At 58.5% G+C, this 19,953-nt stretch carries 22 protein-coding genes and 1 pseudogene; 10 read left to right on the top strand and 13 right to left on the bottom strand.

Annotated elements, in window-relative coordinates; all coding sequences use genetic code 11:
- Positions 1 to 274: 274 nt before the first annotated feature.
- From pgeF to lgt, 3 genes and pseudogenes are all read right to left on the bottom strand, one after another.
- Positions 275 to 1,030, bottom strand: a complete 756-nt coding sequence (pgeF, locus tag ACZ1HM_RS17525; RefSeq protein WP_472743926.1) for a peptidoglycan editing factor PgeF — start codon at positions 1,028 to 1,030, stop codon at positions 275 to 277.
- Positions 1,027 to 2,088: a class I SAM-dependent methyltransferase gene (locus tag ACZ1HM_RS17520; protein ID WP_472743925.1), complete on the bottom strand. Its 1,062-nt coding sequence runs from the start codon at positions 2,086 to 2,088 to the stop codon at positions 1,027 to 1,029. The genes pgeF and ACZ1HM_RS17520 overlap by 4 nt, the downstream gene beginning before the upstream one ends.
- Positions 2,085 to 2,968 (bottom strand): annotated as a pseudogene (lgt, locus tag ACZ1HM_RS17515) (prolipoprotein diacylglyceryl transferase). The gene ACZ1HM_RS17520 and the pseudogene lgt overlap by 4 nt, the downstream one beginning before the upstream one ends.
- Before the next feature lie 92 nt (positions 2,969 to 3,060).
- On the opposite strand from lgt, the gene ACZ1HM_RS17510 reads away from it, so the two are divergent.
- From ACZ1HM_RS17510 to ACZ1HM_RS17485, 6 genes are all read left to right on the top strand, one after another.
- Entirely contained in the window at positions 3,061 to 3,309 is a 249-nt protein-coding gene (locus ACZ1HM_RS17510) for an accessory factor UbiK family protein (RefSeq protein WP_472743924.1), read from the top strand.
- Positions 3,310 to 3,477: 168 nt separating this feature from the next.
- A complete protein-coding gene (locus ACZ1HM_RS17505; RefSeq protein WP_472743923.1) occupies positions 3,478 to 5,613 on the top strand; it encodes a hypothetical protein in 2,136 nt (711 codons plus the stop codon).
- An 83-nt stretch (positions 5,614 to 5,696) separates the two neighbouring features.
- Positions 5,697 to 6,128, top strand: coding sequence for a hypothetical protein (locus ACZ1HM_RS17500; RefSeq protein WP_472743922.1), 432 nt, complete (start codon positions 5,697 to 5,699; stop codon positions 6,126 to 6,128).
- Positions 6,129 to 6,349: 221 nt separating this feature from the next.
- Positions 6,350 to 6,850, top strand: coding sequence for a type III secretion system chaperone family protein (locus ACZ1HM_RS17495; protein ID WP_472743921.1), 501 nt, complete (start codon positions 6,350 to 6,352; stop codon positions 6,848 to 6,850).
- Between the two features lie 30 nt (positions 6,851 to 6,880).
- The gene (proC, locus tag ACZ1HM_RS17490; protein WP_472743920.1) at positions 6,881 to 7,696 is read left to right on the top strand and encodes a pyrroline-5-carboxylate reductase; all 816 of its coding nucleotides are present in this window, start codon (positions 6,881 to 6,883) and stop codon (positions 7,694 to 7,696) included.
- Positions 7,689 to 8,027 (top strand): tRNA-binding protein, encoded by a 339-nt coding sequence (locus ACZ1HM_RS17485; RefSeq protein WP_472743919.1) that lies wholly within the window; start codon positions 7,689 to 7,691, stop codon positions 8,025 to 8,027. The genes proC and ACZ1HM_RS17485 overlap by 8 nt, the downstream gene beginning before the upstream one ends.
- 71 nt (positions 8,028 to 8,098) lie before the next feature.
- Here the strand turns inward: ACZ1HM_RS17485 and ACZ1HM_RS17480 are convergent, their stop codons facing one another.
- Positions 8,099 to 8,695, bottom strand: coding sequence for a thymidine kinase (locus ACZ1HM_RS17480; protein ID WP_472744655.1), 597 nt, complete (start codon positions 8,693 to 8,695; stop codon positions 8,099 to 8,101).
- A 287-nt stretch (positions 8,696 to 8,982) separates the two neighbouring features.
- On the opposite strand from ACZ1HM_RS17480, the gene ACZ1HM_RS17475 reads away from it, so the two are divergent.
- Positions 8,983 to 9,444: a hypothetical protein gene (locus ACZ1HM_RS17475; RefSeq protein ID WP_472743918.1), complete on the top strand. Its 462-nt coding sequence runs from the start codon at positions 8,983 to 8,985 to the stop codon at positions 9,442 to 9,444.
- Positions 9,428 to 10,144 (top strand): arsenical resistance protein ArsH, encoded by a 717-nt coding sequence (gene arsH, locus ACZ1HM_RS17470; protein WP_472743917.1) that lies wholly within the window; start codon positions 9,428 to 9,430, stop codon positions 10,142 to 10,144. Before ACZ1HM_RS17475 ends, arsH begins: the two co-directional genes overlap by 17 nt.
- A 50-nt stretch (positions 10,145 to 10,194) precedes the next feature.
- Here arsH and ACZ1HM_RS17465 read toward each other — a convergent pair whose 3' ends face one another.
- The gene (locus tag ACZ1HM_RS17465) at positions 10,195 to 11,319 is read right to left on the bottom strand and encodes a beta-ketoacyl-ACP synthase III (RefSeq protein ID WP_472743916.1); all 1,125 of its coding nucleotides are present in this window, start codon (positions 11,317 to 11,319) and stop codon (positions 10,195 to 10,197) included.
- A gap of 173 nt (positions 11,320 to 11,492) precedes the next feature.
- Here ACZ1HM_RS17465 and ACZ1HM_RS17460 point away from each other — a divergent pair, with 173 nt between their 5' ends.
- Entirely contained in the window at positions 11,493 to 11,933 is a 441-nt protein-coding gene (locus tag ACZ1HM_RS17460; protein WP_472743915.1) for a BrnA antitoxin family protein, read from the top strand.
- Positions 11,934 to 12,194: 261 nt separating this feature from the next.
- Here the strand turns inward: ACZ1HM_RS17460 and ACZ1HM_RS17455 are convergent, their stop codons facing one another.
- Complete coding sequence (locus ACZ1HM_RS17455; protein ID WP_472743914.1) at positions 12,195 to 12,785, bottom strand: TetR/AcrR family transcriptional regulator; 591 nt, start codon at positions 12,783 to 12,785, stop codon at positions 12,195 to 12,197.
- On the bottom strand, positions 12,782 to 13,153 hold the full coding sequence (locus ACZ1HM_RS17450) for a hypothetical protein (RefSeq protein WP_472743913.1): 372 nt from the start codon (positions 13,151 to 13,153) through the stop codon (positions 12,782 to 12,784). Before ACZ1HM_RS17450 ends, ACZ1HM_RS17455 begins: the two co-directional genes overlap by 4 nt.
- Positions 13,154 to 13,341: 188 nt before the next feature.
- Between ACZ1HM_RS17450 and ACZ1HM_RS17445 the strand changes: the two genes are divergently transcribed.
- Positions 13,342 to 14,643 (top strand): adenylate/guanylate cyclase domain-containing protein, encoded by a 1,302-nt coding sequence (locus ACZ1HM_RS17445; RefSeq protein ID WP_472743912.1) that lies wholly within the window; start codon positions 13,342 to 13,344, stop codon positions 14,641 to 14,643.
- A gap of 38 nt (positions 14,644 to 14,681) precedes the next feature.
- Here the strand turns inward: ACZ1HM_RS17445 and ACZ1HM_RS17440 are convergent, their stop codons facing one another.
- The 6 genes from ACZ1HM_RS17440 to ACZ1HM_RS17415 all read right to left on the bottom strand — a co-directional run bounded on the left by ACZ1HM_RS17440 (position 14,682) and on the right by ACZ1HM_RS17415 (position 19,948).
- Complete coding sequence (locus ACZ1HM_RS17440) at positions 14,682 to 15,188, bottom strand: SRPBCC family protein (RefSeq protein ID WP_472743911.1); 507 nt, start codon at positions 15,186 to 15,188, stop codon at positions 14,682 to 14,684.
- 84 nt (positions 15,189 to 15,272) lie between these two features.
- Entirely contained in the window at positions 15,273 to 16,502 is a 1,230-nt protein-coding gene (locus ACZ1HM_RS17435; protein ID WP_472743910.1) for an RNA polymerase sigma factor, read from the bottom strand.
- The gene (locus tag ACZ1HM_RS17430; protein WP_472743909.1) at positions 16,499 to 16,852 is read right to left on the bottom strand and encodes a YciI family protein; all 354 of its coding nucleotides are present in this window, start codon (positions 16,850 to 16,852) and stop codon (positions 16,499 to 16,501) included. Before ACZ1HM_RS17430 ends, ACZ1HM_RS17435 begins: the two co-directional genes overlap by 4 nt.
- Before the next feature lie 28 nt (positions 16,853 to 16,880).
- Positions 16,881 to 17,393 carry an SRPBCC family protein gene (locus ACZ1HM_RS17425; protein WP_472743908.1) on the bottom strand — a complete coding sequence of 171 codons (513 nt, stop codon included), beginning with the start codon at positions 17,391 to 17,393 and terminating at the stop codon, positions 16,881 to 16,883.
- A gap of 432 nt (positions 17,394 to 17,825) precedes the next feature.
- Entirely contained in the window at positions 17,826 to 18,983 is a 1,158-nt protein-coding gene (locus tag ACZ1HM_RS17420) for a 3-hydroxyacyl-CoA dehydrogenase family protein (RefSeq protein ID WP_472743907.1), read from the bottom strand.
- Positions 18,980 to 19,948 (bottom strand): enoyl-CoA hydratase-related protein, encoded by a 969-nt coding sequence (locus tag ACZ1HM_RS17415; protein WP_472743906.1) that lies wholly within the window; start codon positions 19,946 to 19,948, stop codon positions 18,980 to 18,982. The genes ACZ1HM_RS17420 and ACZ1HM_RS17415 overlap by 4 nt, the downstream gene beginning before the upstream one ends.
- Between the last annotated feature and the right edge of the window lie 5 nt (positions 19,949 to 19,953).

Below are 19,953 nucleotides of genomic sequence, written 5' to 3'. Positions count from 1 at the left end.
CTCTGGCTGATAATGCGGGCTTCTGCCCTTTCTTGAGGATCAATATGGCCCTGCAATCGGGCCGGTTTTTGACCGCTTCGCAGTTTTTCTAAAAATCTTCCGCACAATCCGTGCCTCAATGTGACCAAGCTGCCCCATTCGCGAAGTGCCCTTGTTTTTATGTAGATTTGCGCGGTTATTGTGAACAAACAGCGGAAACTTGTGCGATTGTTTCCAGACCAGTGTTTCCCATTCAGGCACAATCAGGGCGCAGTCCGCCGCATTTATGCCCAGATCAGAGCGTGATCACCGATATCAGCCGGCCATAGTCTGCTTCTTTGGCGTGGGTCGCGCGCCGGTAGGAAAAGAATCGATCCGCATCGCTGTAGGTGCAGTGGCGGATCCACTCCGCATGGCCCACGCCTGCCGCCCGCAACTGGCTTAGGCCAAAGCCCGGCAGGTCAAACAGCATCCGGTCGCCTTCGCCTTGGATAAAGAACCGGTCAAAGGCCTGATCTTCGGCGATGAAATCCTCAAAGAACTCCGGCCCCACTTCATAAGCCCGTTGCGAAATGCACGGGCCGATGATGGCGGTGATCTTTTCGCGCGCCGCGCCTAGGGATTCCATGGCCGCCACCGTGCTGGCCAACACGCCGTCCAGCGCGCCGCGCCAGCCTGCATGCGCGGCTCCGATGACCCCGGCGCTGGCATCTGCAAAAAGCACCGGCTGGCAATCGGCTGCCAAAACCGACAGCGCAATCCCAGGTGTGTTTGTCACCAAGGCATCCGCCTTGGGTTTGCTCTGCATCGGCGCGTCCACCGTGATCGCAGTGGCGGAATGCACCTGATGCACCCCTGCAAGGTTTTCGTCCGGCACGCCCATGGCTTGGGCAACGCGGGCGCGGTTAATGGCGACAACCTCGCGTTGGTCGCTGCTGCCTTCGCCGCAATTCAGCCCCGCGAACACACCAGAAGAGGCACCGCCACGCCGGGTAAAGAACCCATGCTTGACCGGTGCCAAAGCATCCGAGGTTAGAATTTCCAGCGTCATTGGGACACTCCAGGCGGGGCAGCGGCACCGGGTTGCATCAGCGCCAGCACTTGAAACAGGTTTCCCATTTCTTGCGGGTGCGTCAACCGCCGATGCGCAGCGATGTGGCTTTCAAGAGCCTCTCCGCTCAGCCCGCGCGCCAGGTCTTGGGCACGTTGTGTGATGCCCAAGCGCTCCAGAAACACACCTTGCGGCGTCAGGGCGCTGTGCGCACAGCTTTCGGCCATCTGGGTCAGGCCCTGAAAATCCACATGCGCGGTCAAATCCGCCTCACCGGGTGTTTCAAACACGCCCACCTTCTGATGCGCCTTCACTGCCTGCAGGCTGTCGCCGCGCGTGCGCCAACCCCCGTAATCAATGATCAGCGCGGCACCACCATGGGTGGCGATCCGGTCTGCGACCGGGTCCAGCACGGTCAGCGCACTGGTGCAGGTTTCTATCAATGTGCCGTCAGGCGTATCCAGCATGCGCCCCGCCAAGGCCGGTTGCGGCTGTGCGGGGCCCAGCCCGAAGGCCAAGGCACTGTCTGACAGTCCAACATGCCGTTCCCGCCATTGATCTTGCGCGCGCACAAACTGCCGGATCGGGAGCGCGTCAAAGAACTCATTCGCGATCAGAAAAAGCGGCTGCTGGGGCAGGGCGGATGTATCGGGTTGCCAGCTCACCTCATGGCCCTGCAGCGTCTCACGCTGGACGCGGCGCAACACCTCTGACGCCTCCACCAGCACAATCTCAGCGGCGTCAACAAATCCCGGCACGCCTCGGCACGCCCGCAGCGCATCAGCCATTAGCGTGCCCCGGCCCGGCCCCAGCTCAGCCAGGGTAAACCGCTCAGGTGCGCCTTGGCTCAGCCAGGTTTGCGCCAGGCTCAGGCCGATCAACTCGCCAAACATCTGGCTGATTTCAGGCGCGGTGACGAAATCGCCCGCCTGCCCAAAAGGATCACGCGTTGCGTAATACCCAAACTTGGGGTGCAGCAGGCAGGTGGTCATGTATTCGTCCACCCGCATGGGCCCCTGGGCGCTGATGCGTGCGGTGATGTGTTCCAGCAGGCTCATGCGCCGCGGCGGGCGCGCAGGATAAAGAAGAGGCCGATCAGCACCATCGGGATGCACAGCAACTGCCCCATGGTGAACCCATAGCCGCCGGTTTGAAGGGCCAGTCCTAGTGGATTGCCGGGGGTGATGAATTGCGGATCGGGCTGGCGCACGAATTCCACGATAAAACGCCCAATCCCGTAACCTGCCAGAAACGTCCCGATCAGCAGCCCCTGCGCTTTCAGCGCATCGCGCCGCCAGGCCATCCACAACAGAACAATGCCCAGCACCAAACCTTCCAGTACCGCTTCGTAAAGCTGTGAGGGTGTCTGGCGCAAATGCCCAAAACGCCGGGGCAGAACTGTGCCGCCTGTCCCGGAAAGGCCACACCCCAGGGCAGATCCGTGGGCCGTCCCCAAAGCTCAGCGTTGATGAAATTGGCCACACGGCCCAAAAACAGACCTGGGGCCAAGCCCAGCGTGATCAGATCGCCTGCGGATATGGTCGCAATCTTATGCGCCTTGGTGTAGAAAAATGCGGCCAAGATGACGCCAATCGCGCCACCATGAAACGACATGCCGCCTTCCCAGATCTGCAAGACCCGCAGGGGGTTTTCCAGATAATAGCCGGCTTGGTAGAAAATCACATAGCCCAGCCGCCCGCCGATAATCACACCCAGGATCACCCAGAACAGCAGATCTTCGATCTGGCGTGGGGACATCACGGGTGTGTCATTGCGCCACAACCGCGGTGTGCGCGCGGCCCCCACAACCAACCGCCAGCCCAGCAAAATACCCACAATATAAGCCAGCGCATACCAGCGCAGCGCAAATTCTATGCCCCAAAAGGTGACCGAAAAGATTTCCGGCGAAATATTGGGAAAAGGGATCATCGCAACCATGGCCTGATTGAGCCGTCTTGGACGGGGAAGTCAACCTTGCCTGTCCCCTTCGCAGACCCCATATAGGGAACAGCTGAAAACGGGAGCTTGCCATGCAAAGCCGCAACAAGATTTTTGATGATGTGTCGCAACTGATGACAAACGCGATGGGCGTGGCGCAGGGGGCTAAGGAAGAGGCCGAAAACGCCATGAAAAGCATGGTAGACCGCTGGCTGGCCGACCGTGATTTTGTCACCCGCGAAGAATTTGATGCCGTCCGCGCCATGGCCCAGAAGGCCCGCGAGGAAAATGAGGCGCTCAAAGCCCGGCTTGAGGCGCTTGAAGGTGCTACCAAGGGCTAACGGCCCTCAGCACGCCAACTGACATTCCAAAATTTTCTTTGCGCAGCAGGGTTTATATGCTTTGATGCGCCAAAGTTATTTGTGACAGCATTGATGTGGCGGTAATTTATCTGCCTGCCAAACCCTCTCAATGCCTGTAATCGGCTACGGCCGATGTTGAGGAATGGTATGAATAAGAACCCATCGCTTGAACAGATTGCCATTTTTGAGGCGGAGATCGCCGGCTTTCGGGATCACCACACAGAGATGCACACGCTCTATCAAGCCGATGGCGTCATTGATGCCGACGAAGAAGAGGTGCTGAACCGCATTGAGCAAAAGATCGCGGAAGCTCAGGAAGTTATTGCCACCCTTCGACACACCTATGAACAGAACAAGAAACTCTGGCAGGACCGCCGTGACGATCTAAGCCATGCGCAAGATGGGCTCATTGCGCTAAATATCGCAGCACACCCCGAGGCTAAAAGCGTGCGGGAGGAGTATCGCGGCGTTCTGACCTGCGCGCGCGAAGAACGTTGGACAGATGCCTGTACGGCCCTGGACGCTTTGCTGGTTCGGGTGCAGCCGCTCTTTGAAGAAGCCGATGCCGAAGGGGCGGCGGCGAAAGAGTATCAGCCTAATCGCCGGGACTATGACGAACGTGTCGCCTATCTGGATCGCACCAGCCCTCAACCAGATTTTCTGGTCGACGGTCTTCGGAAACTTGCGGATCATACCAGCAAGATAGATGCGGCAAAGGCCTCTGAGGGGTTTCAAAAGGCCAACGAAGCTCTGGCCGAAGCCCTCAAGACCCTCGCGCCAATAGAGGCGCAGCAAGAGCAATATGAATTCGAAAACCAGGATTTCGAAAGTGCACTCAAAGGGATCGAAGATCAGCTTTTTGAGGTGTTAGAAAGCCGGTTGCCTCAGTTTGCCACCCAACGCGACGCTATTCAGCGCAAATCAGACAAGATGTATGAGCTGATCGCCGTGCCTGACACCGCCGCCGCCAAACCGATCCTGCTTGAGATCATTCAAGAGGTTGAAGCGCTCTATCCTGAACTGATCAAACAAGAAGGCAGCAAAGACGAGTTTTTCCATGACTACCCTCCGCTTGAAAAGCGGGCCAAGGCGGTTGAACACTGCGAGCTGGAGTTTGGCCCAGACCTTGTGCGGCACATGTTGGACACCCAGCGCGAAATTGAGGGTTTTGTGGATGCAGGGGATTACGCATCAGCCGTAAATAAACTGACGCATCTGGAAGCATTTATCAAAGATATCGAAGCGCTCTTTGATGAACCGGTAGAGTACAAAGTGCGCAAAGCCGCGCTGGCAACTGAGCTTGCCCAAGCACGTGTTGTTGACCCTCGGACCGCCTACATCAAGCCGCAGCAAGAGGAGCTTGAAAAGGTCGTTGCGGACATGGAGAAGGACGAAGCCGACAGCCAGTTTTTTCAGGCGTTGGGCCGTATGGACCGGGTCGAAGCCCTGGTGGCGGAAATACTCAATACCATCGCGCAAAAAAAGAAAGACAGCCTGCACCGGCAAAAGTCCTTCCATGCGCAATATGCCGAAGCCACGCGGGACCTGACCAAAGAAACGAAAGACGAATATGTCTGGATTACGCTGTGGCCAGATAAGATCGACAAGGCCATCGCAGATGAAGACTGGGCCAAGGCGCTGACATCTTTGGACAAGGCGTTTGACCGGCTTGGCGAGTTTAACAAAGAGATGCTGCGCGAAACGGCGGGCAACATGACCGATTTCGTGCCTGAAGCCGCCATGGATATTGTCGGACTTTCGCCAGAGCTGACGCAGTCCATTCAGGATCTGGAAAAAGACGGCTGGCGCGTCGAGGTGGGCAAGGCGGGCAAGGGCACACACGCCCAAAGGGGCATCAAACTCATCACCATAGACGCGAATGATCTGGGCAATCCGCGCCGCGTGGTGCAGGCGCTGGCGCATGAAGTGGGTCACGCAGAAGATCACCGCCCCCCCGATTGGTCATCGCGCGAGGCCTTTATCCACTCCATGCTGCTTGGCGAAGCCGAGGCAGTGATGGAGAACATACGCATCCAGCGTGAACTGCTGGCAAATGGCCATCAGAATATCAAAGTCTCGGGCCACCCATCTGCGCTGCCTACTTATGAAGCGGCCTATGATCAATATCTCAAGGACGGAGATACAAAGAAGGCGCTCGAAACCATCGCTACGAAATTTGGCCCGATCGAAGTGCCGTCAGGCAACGATCACAAGTGCAAGAATTATATTGAGTATTACGGCAAGCAGTATGATGAGCTGCATGACAAAAGCGGTGCAAAATGACCCAAGTCCCCGCACCTGGCACCTCATGCCCCTGCCACGCGGCCCCGTTGCACGCCCCCTTTTCACGACAATGGCCGCATATCATGACTGATCCCGCACACTACCTGTCCTTCATCAAACGTCTTCTGCCGGGGCCGCCCCAGTCCATTGATGACGCGTCATTGCAGCTGGGCATTGAAATGCAAACCGTGGAAAAAGGCACCCGCATCTGGGGCGAGGCCTGCGGCGAGACGGCGTTCGGCCCGGTCTTTTCCAACATCGAGCTGCGCTTTTACCCGGACGGACGCGCCTCCCTTCTGGCCCTGACCCTCCCGCCCGATCAGGCCCCAAACCTGGACGACGTGTTGGGCGCCTTTGATGGGCTCAAGATCACAGCCACACCGCGAGGGCGCTCGGACGAAGAGATGACGGAATTCAGCCGAAAAGAATATTGGGGGCCGCTGACCTTCGGGTTTCTGGCCCACACGCCGGACAAATTGGCCAGCGTTGTTTTGGGCTACACCTACATCGACTAAGCTGCGGCTCGCTCTTGCCTATCGTTGTGGCTGATCCACAAGATATGACAGTTATCCCCCACAAACTGCGGTTATCCCCAAGAAAAGGGTTGCCAGGCGCCCCTCTTTGCCTCCACCATATCTTGTATAGGCGGTTGCTCGCCCAACGGCCTATTGTACAGGCTTCTATTCCTTGTATGGCGCTGCGCTGTCGGGAATGGACATAGAAAAGAGGTGTCAAAATGGCCCTGTCCGAGCAGTACCTAGAAGAAGAAATCCACCCTATCGACATCGTTGAACACCTGGCAGCCTACCATGAGTGGGATTTTGACCGGATATCAGATGAACAGATTGCCATGGCTGTTGAGGGCCAGTGGCGGACCTATTCTATCACCTTGGCCTGGTCGGCCTATGATGAAACGCTGCGCCTGATCTGCACCTTTGAAATGGACCCGCCCGATCACCGTCTGCCGGGGCTGTTTGATCTGCTAAACAAGGTGAATGACCAATGCTGGGCCGGGGCCTTTACCTATTGGGCGGAACAAAAGCTGATGGTCTACCGCTACGGCCTTGTCTGTGCGGGCGGCCATGACGCCAGCGCTGAGCAGATCGACACCATGATCGGTGCCGCCGTCTTGTCAGCTGAGCGGTATTACCCCGCCCTCCAGCTGCAGGTTTGGGGCGACAAATCTCCTGAAGAGGCGCTGCAAGTCGCCATTGCAGAGGCTTACGGCCGGGCGTAACACTCTCCCCCACAGACAAGTGGGGGCACCATGCAAAACACGAGAATAGCGGCAAAAGGCCTGGTCCTTTTGGGATGTGGCAAGATGGGCTCGGCCATGCTTGCTGGATGGTTGGCACGCGGGCTCCCGCCCAGCTCTGTTTGGGTGGTCGATCCTTATCCGTCAGACTGGCTGCAAGGGCAGGGCGTGCAGATAAACGCTGAACTGCCAGCAGACCCTGCCATCGTGCTTGTCGCGGTCAAACCGCAAATGATGGCTGAGGCCCTGCCAAGCCTGCAAAAGATGGGCAATTCCAGCACCCTTTTCGTCAGCGTCGCCGCCGGAACGCCCTTGCAGTTTTTCGAAGACACGCTGGGGGCCAACACCCCTGTGGTCCGCGCCATGCCCAACACGCCTGCTGCCATCTCACGCGGGATATCGGCCATCGTGGCCAACGCAGCGGCAGGTCCTGACGCCCTGGATGAGGCGGAAAGCCTGCTCAGCGCCGTGGGCGAGGTGGTGCGCCTGACCGATGAAGCGCAGATTGATGCGGTTACCGGGGTCAGCGGTTCTGGCCCGGCCTATGTCTTTCATCTGATCGAAACGCTGGCCGCCGCAGGTGCTGCGCAGGGCCTGCCGGCCGATCTGGCCATGCAGCTTGCCAAGGCCACCGTGGCCGGGGCCGGTGCGCTGGCCCAATCGGCGGAAGAAGACCCAAGCCAGCTGCGTGTCAACGTGACCTCGCCCAATGGCACGACCCAGGCCGCGCTTGAGGTGTTGATGCATGAGACAGAGGGTTTTCCGGCACTGTTGAACAAGGCTGTCGCGGCCGCCACCAACCGCTCAAAGGAGCTTGCCCGTGGCTGAGATCACTTTTGACGACTTTCTGAACGTGGACATCCGCGTGGGCACGGTGACCCGCGCTGAACCCTTCCCCGAAGCGCGCAAGCCTGCGATCAAGCTTTGGGTGGATTTCGGAGAAGAGATTGGCCTGCGCAAAACCTCGGCTCAGATCACGGTGCACTACGATCCTGACGGGCTTGTGGGCAAACAGGTCATGGCCGTGGTGAACTTTCCCCCGCGCCAGATTGGCCCCTTTATGTCTGAAGTCCTGGTGCTGGGCCTACCGGATGCCGACGGGGCCATCGTGCTTTTGTCGCCTGATCAAACGGTGCCAAACGGCGGGCGGATGCATTAAGGCCGGATGCCTGTCGCAGGGACGGGGAAACGTCCCACAACCTGTTGAACGCGGGGGGCTGTCAGGCAAAGCTACCCGTCGCCCGAAGGGCGATCGCCCACTGCCGCGCGCCAATGAATGCGGCAAAGTGAGACATAGGTCTCATTCCCGCCGATTTGCACCTGCGCGCCGTCCTTGAGCACATTGCCCGCGTCATCCATCCGCACCACCATCGTGGCCTTCTTGCCGCAATGACAGATGGTGCGCACCTCGCGCATCTCATCGGCCAGCGCCAGCAACGTCGCGGATCCGGGGAAAAGCTTGCCCTGAAAATCCACGCGCAGCCCAAAACACATCACCGGGACTTTCAGATCATCTACCGCGCGGGCCAATTGCCACACCTGGTCTGCCTCCAGAAATTGCGCCTCATCCACAAACACACAGGCACAAGGCCCTGCCGACAAACGCGCGCTCAGCTTGGCAAAAAGGTCTTCGCCGGGTGCATAGGTGTCGGCCTCTTTGCTGATCCCGATACGCGATCCGATGCGGCCTTCACCGGCGCGGCCATCAAATTGCGCGGTCAGCAGATAGGTCTCCATCCCGCGTTCTTCATAGTTATGCGCGGCTTGCAACAGCACTGTCGATTTGCCGGCGTTCATCGTGGAATAGTGAAAATAGAGCTTGGCCATACCGTCTGTTATGCCAAGCAGGCCATGGCGTTCAAGCGCCTGTGACACAACGGGCCGCACGCCGCGCGCGGCTTGGCCGGTCTGTGCGGAACCGGCCAAGCCCGACGGCGTACGTAACCTTACTCCCCACCTCATGTTTCTGCGGTGGTACTCGTACGCTCCACCCAACGGAGGTGGAGTGATTAAGACAATGACATTTGCCTTGGGACACATTAATGGGAAAAGCCAACGTCCTTTCCCCGATGTGCGTGGAGTGGAAGGGATTCGGGGAATCGGGAAAACACGACATGGCCGTTATTGGCAGTTATTTGAAAAAGCACACCGAAGCATTGGTGAAGGATGTAGGCATTGAGCCCGCTTGTGAGCTGACGGGGAAATCCAAGGCCACACTGGGGCGCTACTATTCGGACAACGAAGAACACACCGACCGCTTCATGCCCATCGACGCAGTGGCACAGCTGGAAGCGGCTTCAAGCTATCCGCATGTCACTGCCGCCCTGGCTGAGTTGCGGGGCGTGTCGCTTAACTTTGAAGACCGGCTGCGCAACACCGAACGCACCGGCGGGGTGAACGCGGATGTGATCGCCCTCAGCCAGCGGTTTGCGATGCTGATGGCGGAGTATCAAGAAAGCATGCTGGACGGTATGATCAGCGTGAATGAAGCAAAACGTCTGCTGAAAGAAACCACGCTGTTGCAGCAGGTGCTTGTGGACATGAAGCTTAATCTTGAGGATGAAAGTGGCAGCTGATCTGCCCAGTTTGCGGGCCGATTATCTGCCTGCGATTGATGTAGAGGCGTATAAGTCCGCCGACGATCCGGGGCATAAACCTCGGATACTTCTGCTTTATGGCTCTATCCGTGCCCAAAGCTATTCGCGCCGGGCAGCGGAAGAAGCCGCGCGTATTCTAGAGCATCTGGGCTGCGAAACCCGGATGTTTGACCCCACCGGTTTGCCCCAGCCTGATGGCGATGATCCCGATCATCCCAAAGTGGCTGAGCTGCGCGATTTAGCTGTCTGGGCCGAAGGCATGGTCTGGTCCAGCCCGGAACGCCATGGGGCCATGACCGGCATCATGAAAAGCCAGATCGACTGGCTGCCCCTGTCGCTGAAAGGCGGTATCCGCCCGACCCAAGGCAAGACGCTTGCGGTGATGCAGGTCAGCGGCGGTTCGCAGAGTTTTAACGCGGTAAACCAGATGCGCATTCTGGGCCGCTGGATGCGGATGGTGACGATCCCAAATCAATCCTCCATCCCCAAGGCCTGGCTGGAATTTGACGGCAAAGGCCGCTTGCCGGAGGGGCCGTTTTACGCCCGCGTTGTTGACGTGATGGAAGAGCTGGTCAAATTCACCTGGATGGTGCGGGGCCGCAAAGACATGCTGGTGGATCGCTACTCCGAACGGGTGGAAACCGCCGAAGAGGTGCACAAGCGCGTGTCGAAAAAATAGAACGCGCCTGAAGGTTGGTATGCGGCTTTGGCTGGGGCCGGCGATCTGGCCTAGCCGTGCCGTTGCACCAGCACAGACCCCACGGAATAGCCCGCTCCAAACGAACAAATCAGCCCCCAATCGCCATTCTGCAGATCGTCCGAATATTTGGAGAACGCGATGATCGACCCGGCAGAGGAGGTATTTGCGTAGTCTTGCAAAATGTTGGGCTGCTCCATCCCTTCGGGCGCGCGGCCCAGAACTTTGCGCCCGATGAAATCGTTCATGGACTTGTTGGCTTGATGCAGCCAAAGGCGTTTGAGATCAGTGGCTTGTACGCCCTCATCCGCCATATGCTGCCCGATATGATCAGACACCATCGGCACCACTTCTTTGAACACCTTGCGGCCGTTTTGCATGAATTGCATGTCGCGCCGGTCGGCCATGCCATCCGGCCGCGAGCGGCGCAAAAAGCCGTTGTTGTTGCGGATGTTGTTGGAAAACTCAGTGGCGCAGCGGGTGGATTTCACTTCGAAATAGGCCCCGTTTGCGTTCTCCGCGCGCTCAATCAACGTGGCTGTTGCGACGTCGCCAAAGATGAAATGACAATCCCTGTCGCGCCACTCCAGATGGGCCGAGCAGATCTCAGGGTTCACCACCAAAGCGGAGCGGATGGAGCCGGAGCGGACCATGTCAGCGGCGGCCTGGATGCCGAACGTGGCGGAGGAACAGGCGACGTTCATGTCAAAGGCAAAGCCGTTGATGCCCAAGAGCTGTTGGATCTCAATCGCGACCGCCGGATAGGCGCGTTCCAGGTTGGAGGCTGCACAGATCACCGCATCCACATCCGCTGCCGTCTTGCCCGCGGCCTCAAGCGCCTTCTTGGCGGCATCCAGCGCCATTTCCGCCATCTGGGAGGGTTCATCATCCGCACGCTGGCGCAGCAGGGGGTGCATCACCTTGGGGTCCAGAACGCCTGATTTATCGAGAACATAGCGTTGCTCAATCCCCGATGCTTTGACGATGAAGCTTTCTGAGGAATGCTCTTTCGCGGCGACCTCTCCTGCGTCGATTGCGGTGGCGTTTTCGGCGTTGAAGAGATCAACATAGGCGTTGAAAGCATCGACCAATTCGGCGTTGGTGATGACCTCTTTGGGGGTGAAAACGCCGGTGCCGGTGATGGCTGGAGTGTACATGGGATCCTCATGTTCTGTGCGGGGCTGGCCGTGGGGGAGGCCCCAAGGTTACCAAATCGTAAAAAGTCACACCGCGTACACCGGGCGTACACTGCCAGTGCATACGGTGGGTTCGGACATTTTTAACGAAAGTTTCACAGTCTCGCCATCGCAAACGACACCAGGAGGCGCAGATGGCAAAACGAAACAAAACCCAGCGTGAGCATTTCAACTACTTCACCGATCTGATGCAGCAGATCGAATGGGATCTGCACCAAGAGGTGCTGGATGCCAAACGTATCCCCACCCAATGGCACCAGATCGCGCGCGAAAAGGGACAGGCCGAGAAGGTGCGGATCACCCTGCGGGTGGACGCGGATGTGGTTCGGTTTTTCCGCAAGTTCGGGAAGGGCTATCAGCAGCGGATGAACAATGTGCTGGCTGCCTGGATGCATGGGCGGATTGCGGCGCTGATCCGGGGGCCGGATACCGAAGACATCTATACCCAATTTGCCGAAGACGGCCGCCCCCGGTTTGGCGACAGCGCGCTGGTGGAGCGGGGGTATGTGCGGCGGTCTGATGGCCGATATTACGACATGAACCGCCAGATCGTGGTGGATGAGATTGAGGATTGAGGGCGCATGGAGATTGCGCAGTTCAAGGCCGCCGCCTGGCGGGGCTCTGCTCAGTCTCCCGATGGTGAGGTGAGCCGTTGGCCTGAGAGATAAACACGCCAGCCCGGCAGATCATCTGGCGCAACTGGCCGAGGCCAGGTTTGCCGAAAAGCCCGTGACGGTTGCCGGTCTTCTGGAGGCGATTGAGACGCGCGCGTGCCCGGCGCGCTGACTGCAGCCGGGCGACAGTCCGGCAGGAGGGGGAGGGCGATCCGCGTCTGTTTAGCGCGGCTGGGAAGGGTCAGCGGATTGGCCCCCTTGGGACAGTGCTTTTTCGACGAGGGTGTCGTATCGCGCGGCCAGTCGGTGTTGATGGCTTTTTGCCATGTCTGGCTGCAGCAGGATCATGCCGCTGAAGGCGGCGTATTCCAGAAATGCCAAATCTTCGGCGGTGGTCTGATCAATCCCGAAACGCTCGACATATATACGGGTAAGTATGGTGATGCGGGTCTGGTCGGTATCGCGCAGGATTTGCGCGATCTCGGGCCGTCTGCGCCCAAGCTCTCGCATCCCCAGTTCGAGTTTGTAGTCAATCGCCATCGCGGCGGTCGTGAGATCGGCGGCGGTTTCATGGATGGATGTGGTGCTGGTGATGCTGGCCGCGACATCCTCGGTGGATTGCTTTGTCCAAGCCTCAGCCAAGGATCGCAGAAAGGCGTTGTGGTCCTCAAAATGATGATAGAACGACCCGCGGGTAAGGCCGGCAGTTGCGCAGATCGCTTCCAGTTTGACCGCGTCTGGCCCCTGCCGGGAAAGTTCTGCCAAGCCCAGTGCAACCCAGTCTTGCGCCTTTAACCGCCGCTTTTTCGTCATGCTGCCAATCCCAGAACACCAAGGAGAACCACGGGGGCAAACAGCCAGCCCTGCGGGACAAGTCTGTGATTTGCGCCTCTGATTGTGACAAGAAAGATGCCGCAAAGGGCAAAGCCTGAGGCAAGTGCCAGCCCTGCGATTGCGAAAGCGCTGCTGGCTTGCAAAGCGGCCATGCTAAAGAACCCTGCCATGCAAGCAATTGAAACGCTTGTGAAATGCCAGCAGAGGTATTGGGTTTCCCGCACCACTGGGTCAAGTTCATCAGCGCGCAGGAGCGGATGTGCGATGTCGCGTTCTCCGGCGGTCAAATGGATGGCGAGCCAGAGGGCAGACAACCCGCCCGCCGCAGAGAAAAACCAGAAACTCATACGATGTCCTTTCGTAAAACATACCTTTTTGTATGCTGTTTTGAAAAAACATACAAGATGGTATGTTTTGAGGCGCCCGTGTCATTTCCTGAAACCCGCAGCAAAGGCCTGACAGGGCGTCCTTGCATCCCTACACTGCCGGGTATCTGCGCGGTTGCGCGATCACCTTCGGTTTATTGGGACAGGCCATGACAGTCAGCCACATCAAGCCAAACCGTGGCACGGAGATGCTGCGCGCCTCTGATGTGCGGGCAGAGCGGATCATTGCGACGCTGAGGATGATCCTGTCAGCGGCGTTGTTCCTGGGCGTGTGCGGGCTGTTGCTGAGGCTGGAGACGGCGGGCCTGAGTGTGCGCCGGCTGGAGCTGATGTTTCTGCTGGTTGGGGCGGCTGCGTATTTTGTTCTGGGGGCTGTGAATTTTTACTTTTCGCATCCGAGCCGGTTCAGATTTTGGCAAAGTTGGCTGTTTAACGCGCTGGAGGTTCTGCTGCTGGCCGCACAGCTTTATATTGATGTGCGGGATGTGGCGACGCCGTCTTTGGTTGCTTTGGCCAGCCCGCTTATTCTGGTGATCGCGCTGGTGTTGAGCATTCAGGCGCTGCGCTACCGGTTGGAATTGCATGTCTTTACCTCCGTTTTGTTGATCGTCACCTGTGCGGTGATTGCCTTTCACAATCCGCTGTCGGATCAGACCTGGGCCCCGTCTGTGGTTGAAGAAATGCGCGTGCTGTATTCGCCGCCGCCCAATGTGATGCGGTTTGTGATGCTGACAACGCTGGCATTGGTGATTGGGACGGCGGTTTACAGATCCCGCAGCCTGGTGGTGCGCGTTGCCAAAGAGGTCGAGGATTCAGACAACCTGCGGCGGTTCCTGCCCGAAGAGCTGCGCAATGGTTTGGGGGATGAAGCGCTGCAGCGTCTGCGGACACCTGAGCGGCGCAACGTTGCTGTTTTGATGGTGGATCTGCGGGGGTTCACGGAGTTGAGTGAGAGCCTGGAGGCCCGGCAGGTTGCCGACATTCTTTTGTGGTTCCGCTCTTTGGTGCTGGACGCAGCAGAGCAGCACAGCGGGGTCGTGGACAAATTTGTGGGCGATGGAGCTATGGTTATTTTCGGGCTGAGTGATGATGACACCACATCAGCAGGTCAGGCCCATGCGGCGTTTAGGGTCATCGCGGATGGGGTGGCGGCGCGGCGTCGGGGGGATGCATCTGTGGGGCCGGGCATCGCCATTGCGGGCGGTCTGTTTGCCGGGCCTGCGTTGGTGGGGGCCTTTGGCGATGAAAGGCGGCTTGAGTTCACGGCCCTGGGAAGGACCGTCAACATTGCCTCCCGCTTTGAGGCGATGGCCAAGGAGAGAGACCTCAGACTTGTGGCATCCGCGCAGAGCGTTGCTGACGCAGGCGTGGATCAGGCGGGGTTTGAGGATTTGGGACCGGTCGATGTGCGCGGGATTGCAGAGCCGATCAGGGTGCTTGGCGTGAAATAAAGGCGCATGGGATATGCGCCTTCGGTTTCGGGGTATGCTTACCCCTGTGTCAGTGCCGCGATGTTTTTCAGGCCCCGCTCATATGTTTTGCCAAGCATGCGGTCCATGAACAGACCGAAGATGCGGAAGACGGGGTTATAGCCCATGTCAGATGTGACGGTCCATGTGACCTGGGCCCCGGTGTCTGTCGCTTTTGCTTCAATCGTTTGCACGGGTTTGCCCATGGCACCGAGGTCAATCAGATGCGTCACGCGGGTCGCAGAGACATCGGTGACGGTTTGCGTGCCTTTGCCTTCTTTGCCTTCAAAGCGGAAACCCGAACCCACGCCTGAGGCCGGGCCAAATGGGATGATTTTCAGCTCCGGGTCGGTTGTGCGGTAGGGGTTGAAGGTTTGAAAGCCATCGGTGCTGGCCACGCGGGCGATGATATCCTCAGCGCGCAGGGCGACATCTGCCTGCCGGCTGATAACGACTTTGCGCGGCAACAGCAGGGCGATCAGGGCAAGGGCGGCGATGATAGCGATGAGGGTGTAGAGTGTGGTCATGGGTCTGGTCCTTTTGGCTTGGGGGATGCGCGTTTTGCGTCCCTTCTGCCCACACGACGCACGTAGCCTCTGCCAATCGACAACTCAGGACATTTTTTTCCGCACTTCAGCGATTTTTTTCTCAAGCCACCGTTTTGAGGGGGCATCGGTGCAAAGTGAGATGGCTATGGTATAGGCCTCTGCCGCGTCTGCGGTGCGGCCTAAGCCCATCAGACAATGCGCCCGCACCGCATGGAAGGGTTGGTAGTTTTCCAACCCGTCAAACTTAATCAGCGCCAACATCCTGAGGCCTTCTGCGGGGCCTGCATCTTCTGCGACGACGGCCGCGCGGCTGACGGCCCCCCCGATGGAGGGATAGGCGTGCATCAAGCCTTGATAGAGCTGGGACAGTGCCCGCCAGTCTGTTTTGCCCGTCACCGAGCGTGCAGCGTGAACGGATTGAATGGCCGCTTCTAGTTGGAACCTTCCCGGCACGCTTTTGGGTGTGCGCCTGAGGGAGGCTTGGGTCAGCAGGCTAACGGAGCGTTCGATGAGATCACTGTCCCAAAGGCTGGTGTCTTGCTCAGGCACTGGGACCAAAACCCCATCGCTGATGCGTGCGTCCCGGCGGGCCTCAATCAAGCCAATCAGGGCTGTCAGGCCAAGCGTTTCGGGGTTTTCGGGGGCGAGTTCGGCCAGGATGTTGGACAAAAAGAACGCCTCATGGCTGATGTCGCCCTCCCCCTCCAGCCAGTCCAGCGCGTAAGCGCCATAGACGGCTTCTAGCACAGCGACCATCCGCTCAGGGTAGGCGTCGGGTTCGGGAATGACGAAGGGAATGCCGGCGGTCTTGATCTTGCGTTTCGCCCGCACCAGCCGTTGGGCCATCGTGGCGGGTTTGACAAGGAATGCCTTGGCGATCTGATCCGCCTCCAGCCCCAGAACGGTTTGCAACATAAGCGGCGTGCGAATGGCCGCGTCGATGGCGGGGTGGGCGCAGACAAAGAGCAGTTTCAGCCGTTCATCCAACCCAGCCTCATCGGGTTCTATTGCCTGTGCGTCGGCCATATCATTTGCCTTGTCCGTGATGACCAAACGGGCATCCCTGCGCGCCTGATCAATGCGTCTGTTTTTGGCCACGGTCAAAAGCCAGGCCTCGGGTTTGTCGGGAATGCCGCGCGCGGGCCAGGTTTTCAGAGCGGCCACAAAAGCATCGGCAAGCGCGTCTTCGGCGGCGATGATGTCGCCTGTGCGGCTGGCCAACATCGCGATGAGTTTGCCGTAAGCGGCGCGGGCAACATCCTCTGCCCGCGCCTGCGTTTCGCTTTCGCTCACACGCTGTCCATCGCGGATGCGCGGATTTCCAGTTTGCCGTAGTGGACGTGGGGGCATTGTTCGGCCCATTTCATCGCTTCATCCAGGTTGGGCACGTCGATGGCGAAATAGCCGCCCAGGGTTTCTTTCGTCTCAGCAAAGGGGCCGTCCTGCACCTGTTTTTCGCCGCCCGCCAGTGTGACTGTCGTTGCGGTATCGGCGGGGTGAAGCCAGTCGGTTTCAATAAAGACGCCTGCCTCTTGCAGCGCGCCGATGTATTGTCCGTAGATTTCCTTGGACTTAGCCCAGTCCTCTTCTGTCATGCCAGCGGCCATTGCAGGATCGGAGTAAAGAAGAAATGTGTAACGCATTGTTTTATGTCCCTTGATGAGTTTCAGATTAAGCCGCGACGTCGGCGATGTTGGCAAGGCCAAGTTCGAAGTTGGGGCCGATCATGCCATCCATGAAAAGCCCCATGACGCGGAACACCGGGTTCATGCCCAAATCCATGTCCATGCGCCAAGTGACTTCGGTGGCATCCTCCAGCGCCACAGCCGAGATCGCCTGGGTGGGCTGGCCCAACGGTCCAAGATCAAGGTCAAACACCACCTGATTGGCCGAAACAGAGGCCACCGTTTGCGTGCCAGCGCCGTCTTTGCTTTCAAACGAAAAGCCAGAACCAACCCCGGATGTCGGGCCAAACATTTCAACCTGCAGATTTGGGTCCAGGTCTTTGTAGGGGTTAAAGCGCTGGTAGCCGACATTGGATGCGGCAAGATCGATCACGGCTTGGGGCGCGGCCTGAACCATTGAGCTGCGTTCAATCATCACGTGGCGCGGTAAGCTGAGGGTCGCCGCGGTGAGTGCTGCGATGCCGCATGCTGTGTAGAAGGCGAGTTTTTTGACGTTCATAAGACTTTCCTCTCGTCTGAGATTGGGAAGGGCTTTTTTGCCGCTTCACCCACACGACGCGCGGAAAGGCCGCCAATCGACAGCGGGTGCGAAATTTTTTGAGAAAAGTTTTGGGGGCGCTGGGCGGCTGACGAGGGGCGGCGGTTTTTTGGCGGGTTGGGGAGCGCATCGCGTTGCACCGCGCGTGCAGGGGCTGGGCGGCTCACCTTTGCGCGACATTTGCTGCGTTGGGTGACGATCTGCGGCAATGTCGGGGACATGGATCCCGGGGGACGAGGCTATCTGACGGCAGAGCCTCATAGGCATTCTGTCGGGTCCGGTTCAAAGAATAGGTTATCTTTGAACGGCGGGTCTTACGGGTATCCGTTGCGAAGAATTTGATCGCTTATGTGTTCAGTGTTTTCGTCCCGAATGAACGTTGATTGGATTTCGCTAAACCTGTTCTAGAAGCGCAGGATCGAGGTGGAAACGCGCGCCGTATCTCTCTGCTAATTCGCTGCAACGGGCCGCGAATTTTTCTTTTCCGACGAGGTTGACGTATTCCAGCGCGCCGCCCGCATATGCAGGAAAGCCGATTGCCAGGATGGAGCCGATGTTGCCGTCGTTGGAGGAGTGCAGAACACCTTCATGACGGCATTTCAGGGTCTCGATGACCTGGCGGTAGATCATGCGATCTTCGATATCTGCCTTGGGGACGTCGATGTTTCGCTCAGCGAAGTCTTTCAGGCCAGGCCACAGGGATTTGCTGCCGTCTTCGGCATAGTCATAAAAGCCCGCCCCCGCGAGGCGGCCACTGCGCCCCATTTCATGCAGCGCGATGCCAACCTTGTGGGTTGAGCTGTTGTCGGCAGGGAACCCGTTTTCGACGCCCAAACGCGCATCAAGCATTTCGTGGGTTTCTTTGACCTTCTGGGCAAGGGCCATGGAGACCTCATCAAACACAGCAAGCGGGCCAACCGGCATCCCGGCTGTCCAGGAGCACCGCTCAACCGCGACAGCAGAGACGCCATCGCGCATCAGGGCCTGGCCTTCGTCCAGATAGGTGCCAAACACGCGGCTGGTAAAGAAGCCGCGGCTGTCGTTGACGACGATGGGTGTGTAGCCAATTTGCAGGACGTAATCGTAGGCCTTTGCCAATGTCGCATCGCTGGTTTTCTCACCCACGATAATCTCCACGATGCGCATTTTGTCGACGGGGCTGAAGAAATGCAGGCCGATGAAACGGGTTGGGTCCGGGCAGGCCTCTGCCAGGATGGAGATCGGCAGGGTTGAGGTGTTTGAGCCATAGATGCCGTCGTCAGACAGCTTGGAGAACGTATCGGCGATGACCTTTTCTTTCAGGGAGATGTCTTCGAAAACGGCTTCGACAATGACGTCCACCTTCTCAATATCGTCATCTGATGCGGTCGGGGTGATCTGCGACAACAGGGCATCGGCCGCGTCTTGGGTCATGCGGCCGCGTTTGATCTGACCCTTGGCCAGACGCTCAGAATAGGCTTTGCCGCGTTCGGCTGCCTCAAGCTGGGTGTCTTTGAGCAGGGTTGGCAGTTTGGACTTTGCATTGGCCCATGCGATGCCTGCCCCCATCATCCCCGCGCCAAGAACGGCGGAGGACGTCGCTTGCCATCTGTCATGGTCCTTTGGGCGGGCTTTGCCTGCTTTGATATCCTGAAAGCCAAAAAGAAAGTGCGGATCGCCGCTTTGGCCTCTGGGGAGACGGCCAAGGCTGCAAAGCCGCGGCTTTCGGCGCGCATTGCGCTTTCGAAACCCATTCTGAGTGAGTTCACAGCGATATCGAGGATTTTCTCGGGCGCAGGCATCAGCCCACGTGTCTTGTTATAAAGCATCGCCGGCGTGGTGGAGATGACGCCCCGCACGCGGGGGCTGTTTGCATCACCGCCTGGCGGGACAAAGCCGCGTTGATCCCAAGGCTGGATGCCCGCATCTGGGTTCGCTTTGATCCATGCCTTTGCCGCTGGGATCAGATCCTCTTGAGTGGCCACGATTTCATCGACCATCCCAGCTTTCACCGCTTGGGCGGGGCGCACCTGTTTGCCTTCCAGAAGATTGGGCAGAGCGGCCTCCAGCCCGATCAGAGCCGTCAGGCGGACCACACCGCCCGCACCTGGCAGCAGGCCGAGGGTGACCTCTGGCAGGCCAACAACTGCTTTCGGGGAATCGACGACGATGCGCCGGTTGCACAGCAGACAAATCTCATAGCCACCGCCAAGTGCGGCGCCATTGATTGCGGCAACCATCGGAACGGGCAGTTTTTCAATTTTGCGCAGCGCGGCTTTGGTGCGCGTGACCTGCGCCATCGCTGCTTCGGTATCGGACATCTCAAGGATTTCGCCGAGGTTGCCGCCCGCGAAAAAGGTCTTTTTCGCAGAGGCGATCACGATCCCTGTGAGGTCTTCTTCGGCCTCCAAGCGTGGACCAAGCTCTTCCATGCCGAGCAACCATGCTTCTGTCATCGTGTTGGCAGAAGCGCCCGTGGCATCCAAGGTTACGGTGACGATGCCGCTTTCGTCTTTTTCATACGTGTATTCGGTCATTTTCC

It is taken from the genome of Sulfitobacter sp. GN1-4, assembly GCF_055693825.1.
The sequence above is the reverse complement of the archived record's forward strand: the minus strand, read 5'-3'. Positions and strand labels throughout refer to the sequence as shown.

Coding starts and splice junctions, on each gene's coding strand:
- pgeF (WP_472743926.1), bottom strand. CDS start 1,030: ATGACGCTGGAAATTCTAACCTCGGATGCTTTGGCACCGGTCAAGCAT.
- ACZ1HM_RS17520 (WP_472743925.1), bottom strand. CDS start 2,088: ATGAGCCTGCTGGAACACATCACCGCACGCATCAGCGCCCAGGGGCCC.
- ACZ1HM_RS17510 (WP_472743924.1), top strand. CDS start 3,061: ATGCAAAGCCGCAACAAGATTTTTGATGATGTGTCGCAACTGATGACA.
- ACZ1HM_RS17505 (WP_472743923.1), top strand. CDS start 3,478: ATGAATAAGAACCCATCGCTTGAACAGATTGCCATTTTTGAGGCGGAG.
- ACZ1HM_RS17500 (WP_472743922.1), top strand. CDS start 5,697: ATGACTGATCCCGCACACTACCTGTCCTTCATCAAACGTCTTCTGCCG.
- ACZ1HM_RS17495 (WP_472743921.1), top strand. CDS start 6,350: ATGGCCCTGTCCGAGCAGTACCTAGAAGAAGAAATCCACCCTATCGAC.
- proC (WP_472743920.1), top strand. CDS start 6,881: ATGCAAAACACGAGAATAGCGGCAAAAGGCCTGGTCCTTTTGGGATGT.
- ACZ1HM_RS17480 (WP_472744655.1), bottom strand. CDS start 8,695: ATGGCCAAGCTCTATTTTCACTATTCCACGATGAACGCCGGCAAATCG.
- ACZ1HM_RS17475 (WP_472743918.1), top strand. CDS start 8,983: ATGGCCGTTATTGGCAGTTATTTGAAAAAGCACACCGAAGCATTGGTG.
- arsH (WP_472743917.1), top strand. CDS start 9,428: ATGAAAGTGGCAGCTGATCTGCCCAGTTTGCGGGCCGATTATCTGCCT.
- ACZ1HM_RS17465 (WP_472743916.1), bottom strand. CDS start 11,319: ATGTACACTCCAGCCATCACCGGCACCGGCGTTTTCACCCCCAAAGAG.
- ACZ1HM_RS17460 (WP_472743915.1), top strand. CDS start 11,493: ATGGCAAAACGAAACAAAACCCAGCGTGAGCATTTCAACTACTTCACC.
- ACZ1HM_RS17455 (WP_472743914.1), bottom strand. CDS start 12,785: ATGACGAAAAAGCGGCGGTTAAAGGCGCAAGACTGGGTTGCACTGGGC.
- ACZ1HM_RS17450 (WP_472743913.1), bottom strand. CDS start 13,153: ATGAGTTTCTGGTTTTTCTCTGCGGCGGGCGGGTTGTCTGCCCTCTGG.
- ACZ1HM_RS17445 (WP_472743912.1), top strand. CDS start 13,342: ATGACAGTCAGCCACATCAAGCCAAACCGTGGCACGGAGATGCTGCGC.
- ACZ1HM_RS17440 (WP_472743911.1), bottom strand. CDS start 15,188: ATGACCACACTCTACACCCTCATCGCTATCATCGCCGCCCTTGCCCTG.
- ACZ1HM_RS17430 (WP_472743909.1), bottom strand. CDS start 16,852: ATGCGTTACACATTTCTTCTTTACTCCGATCCTGCAATGGCCGCTGGC.
- ACZ1HM_RS17425 (WP_472743908.1), bottom strand. CDS start 17,393: ATGAACGTCAAAAAACTCGCCTTCTACACAGCATGCGGCATCGCAGCA.
- ACZ1HM_RS17420 (WP_472743907.1), bottom strand. CDS start 18,983: ATGATGGGGGCAGGCATCGCATGGGCCAATGCAAAGTCCAAACTGCCA.
- ACZ1HM_RS17415 (WP_472743906.1), bottom strand. CDS start 19,948: ATGACCGAATACACGTATGAAAAAGACGAAAGCGGCATCGTCACCGTA.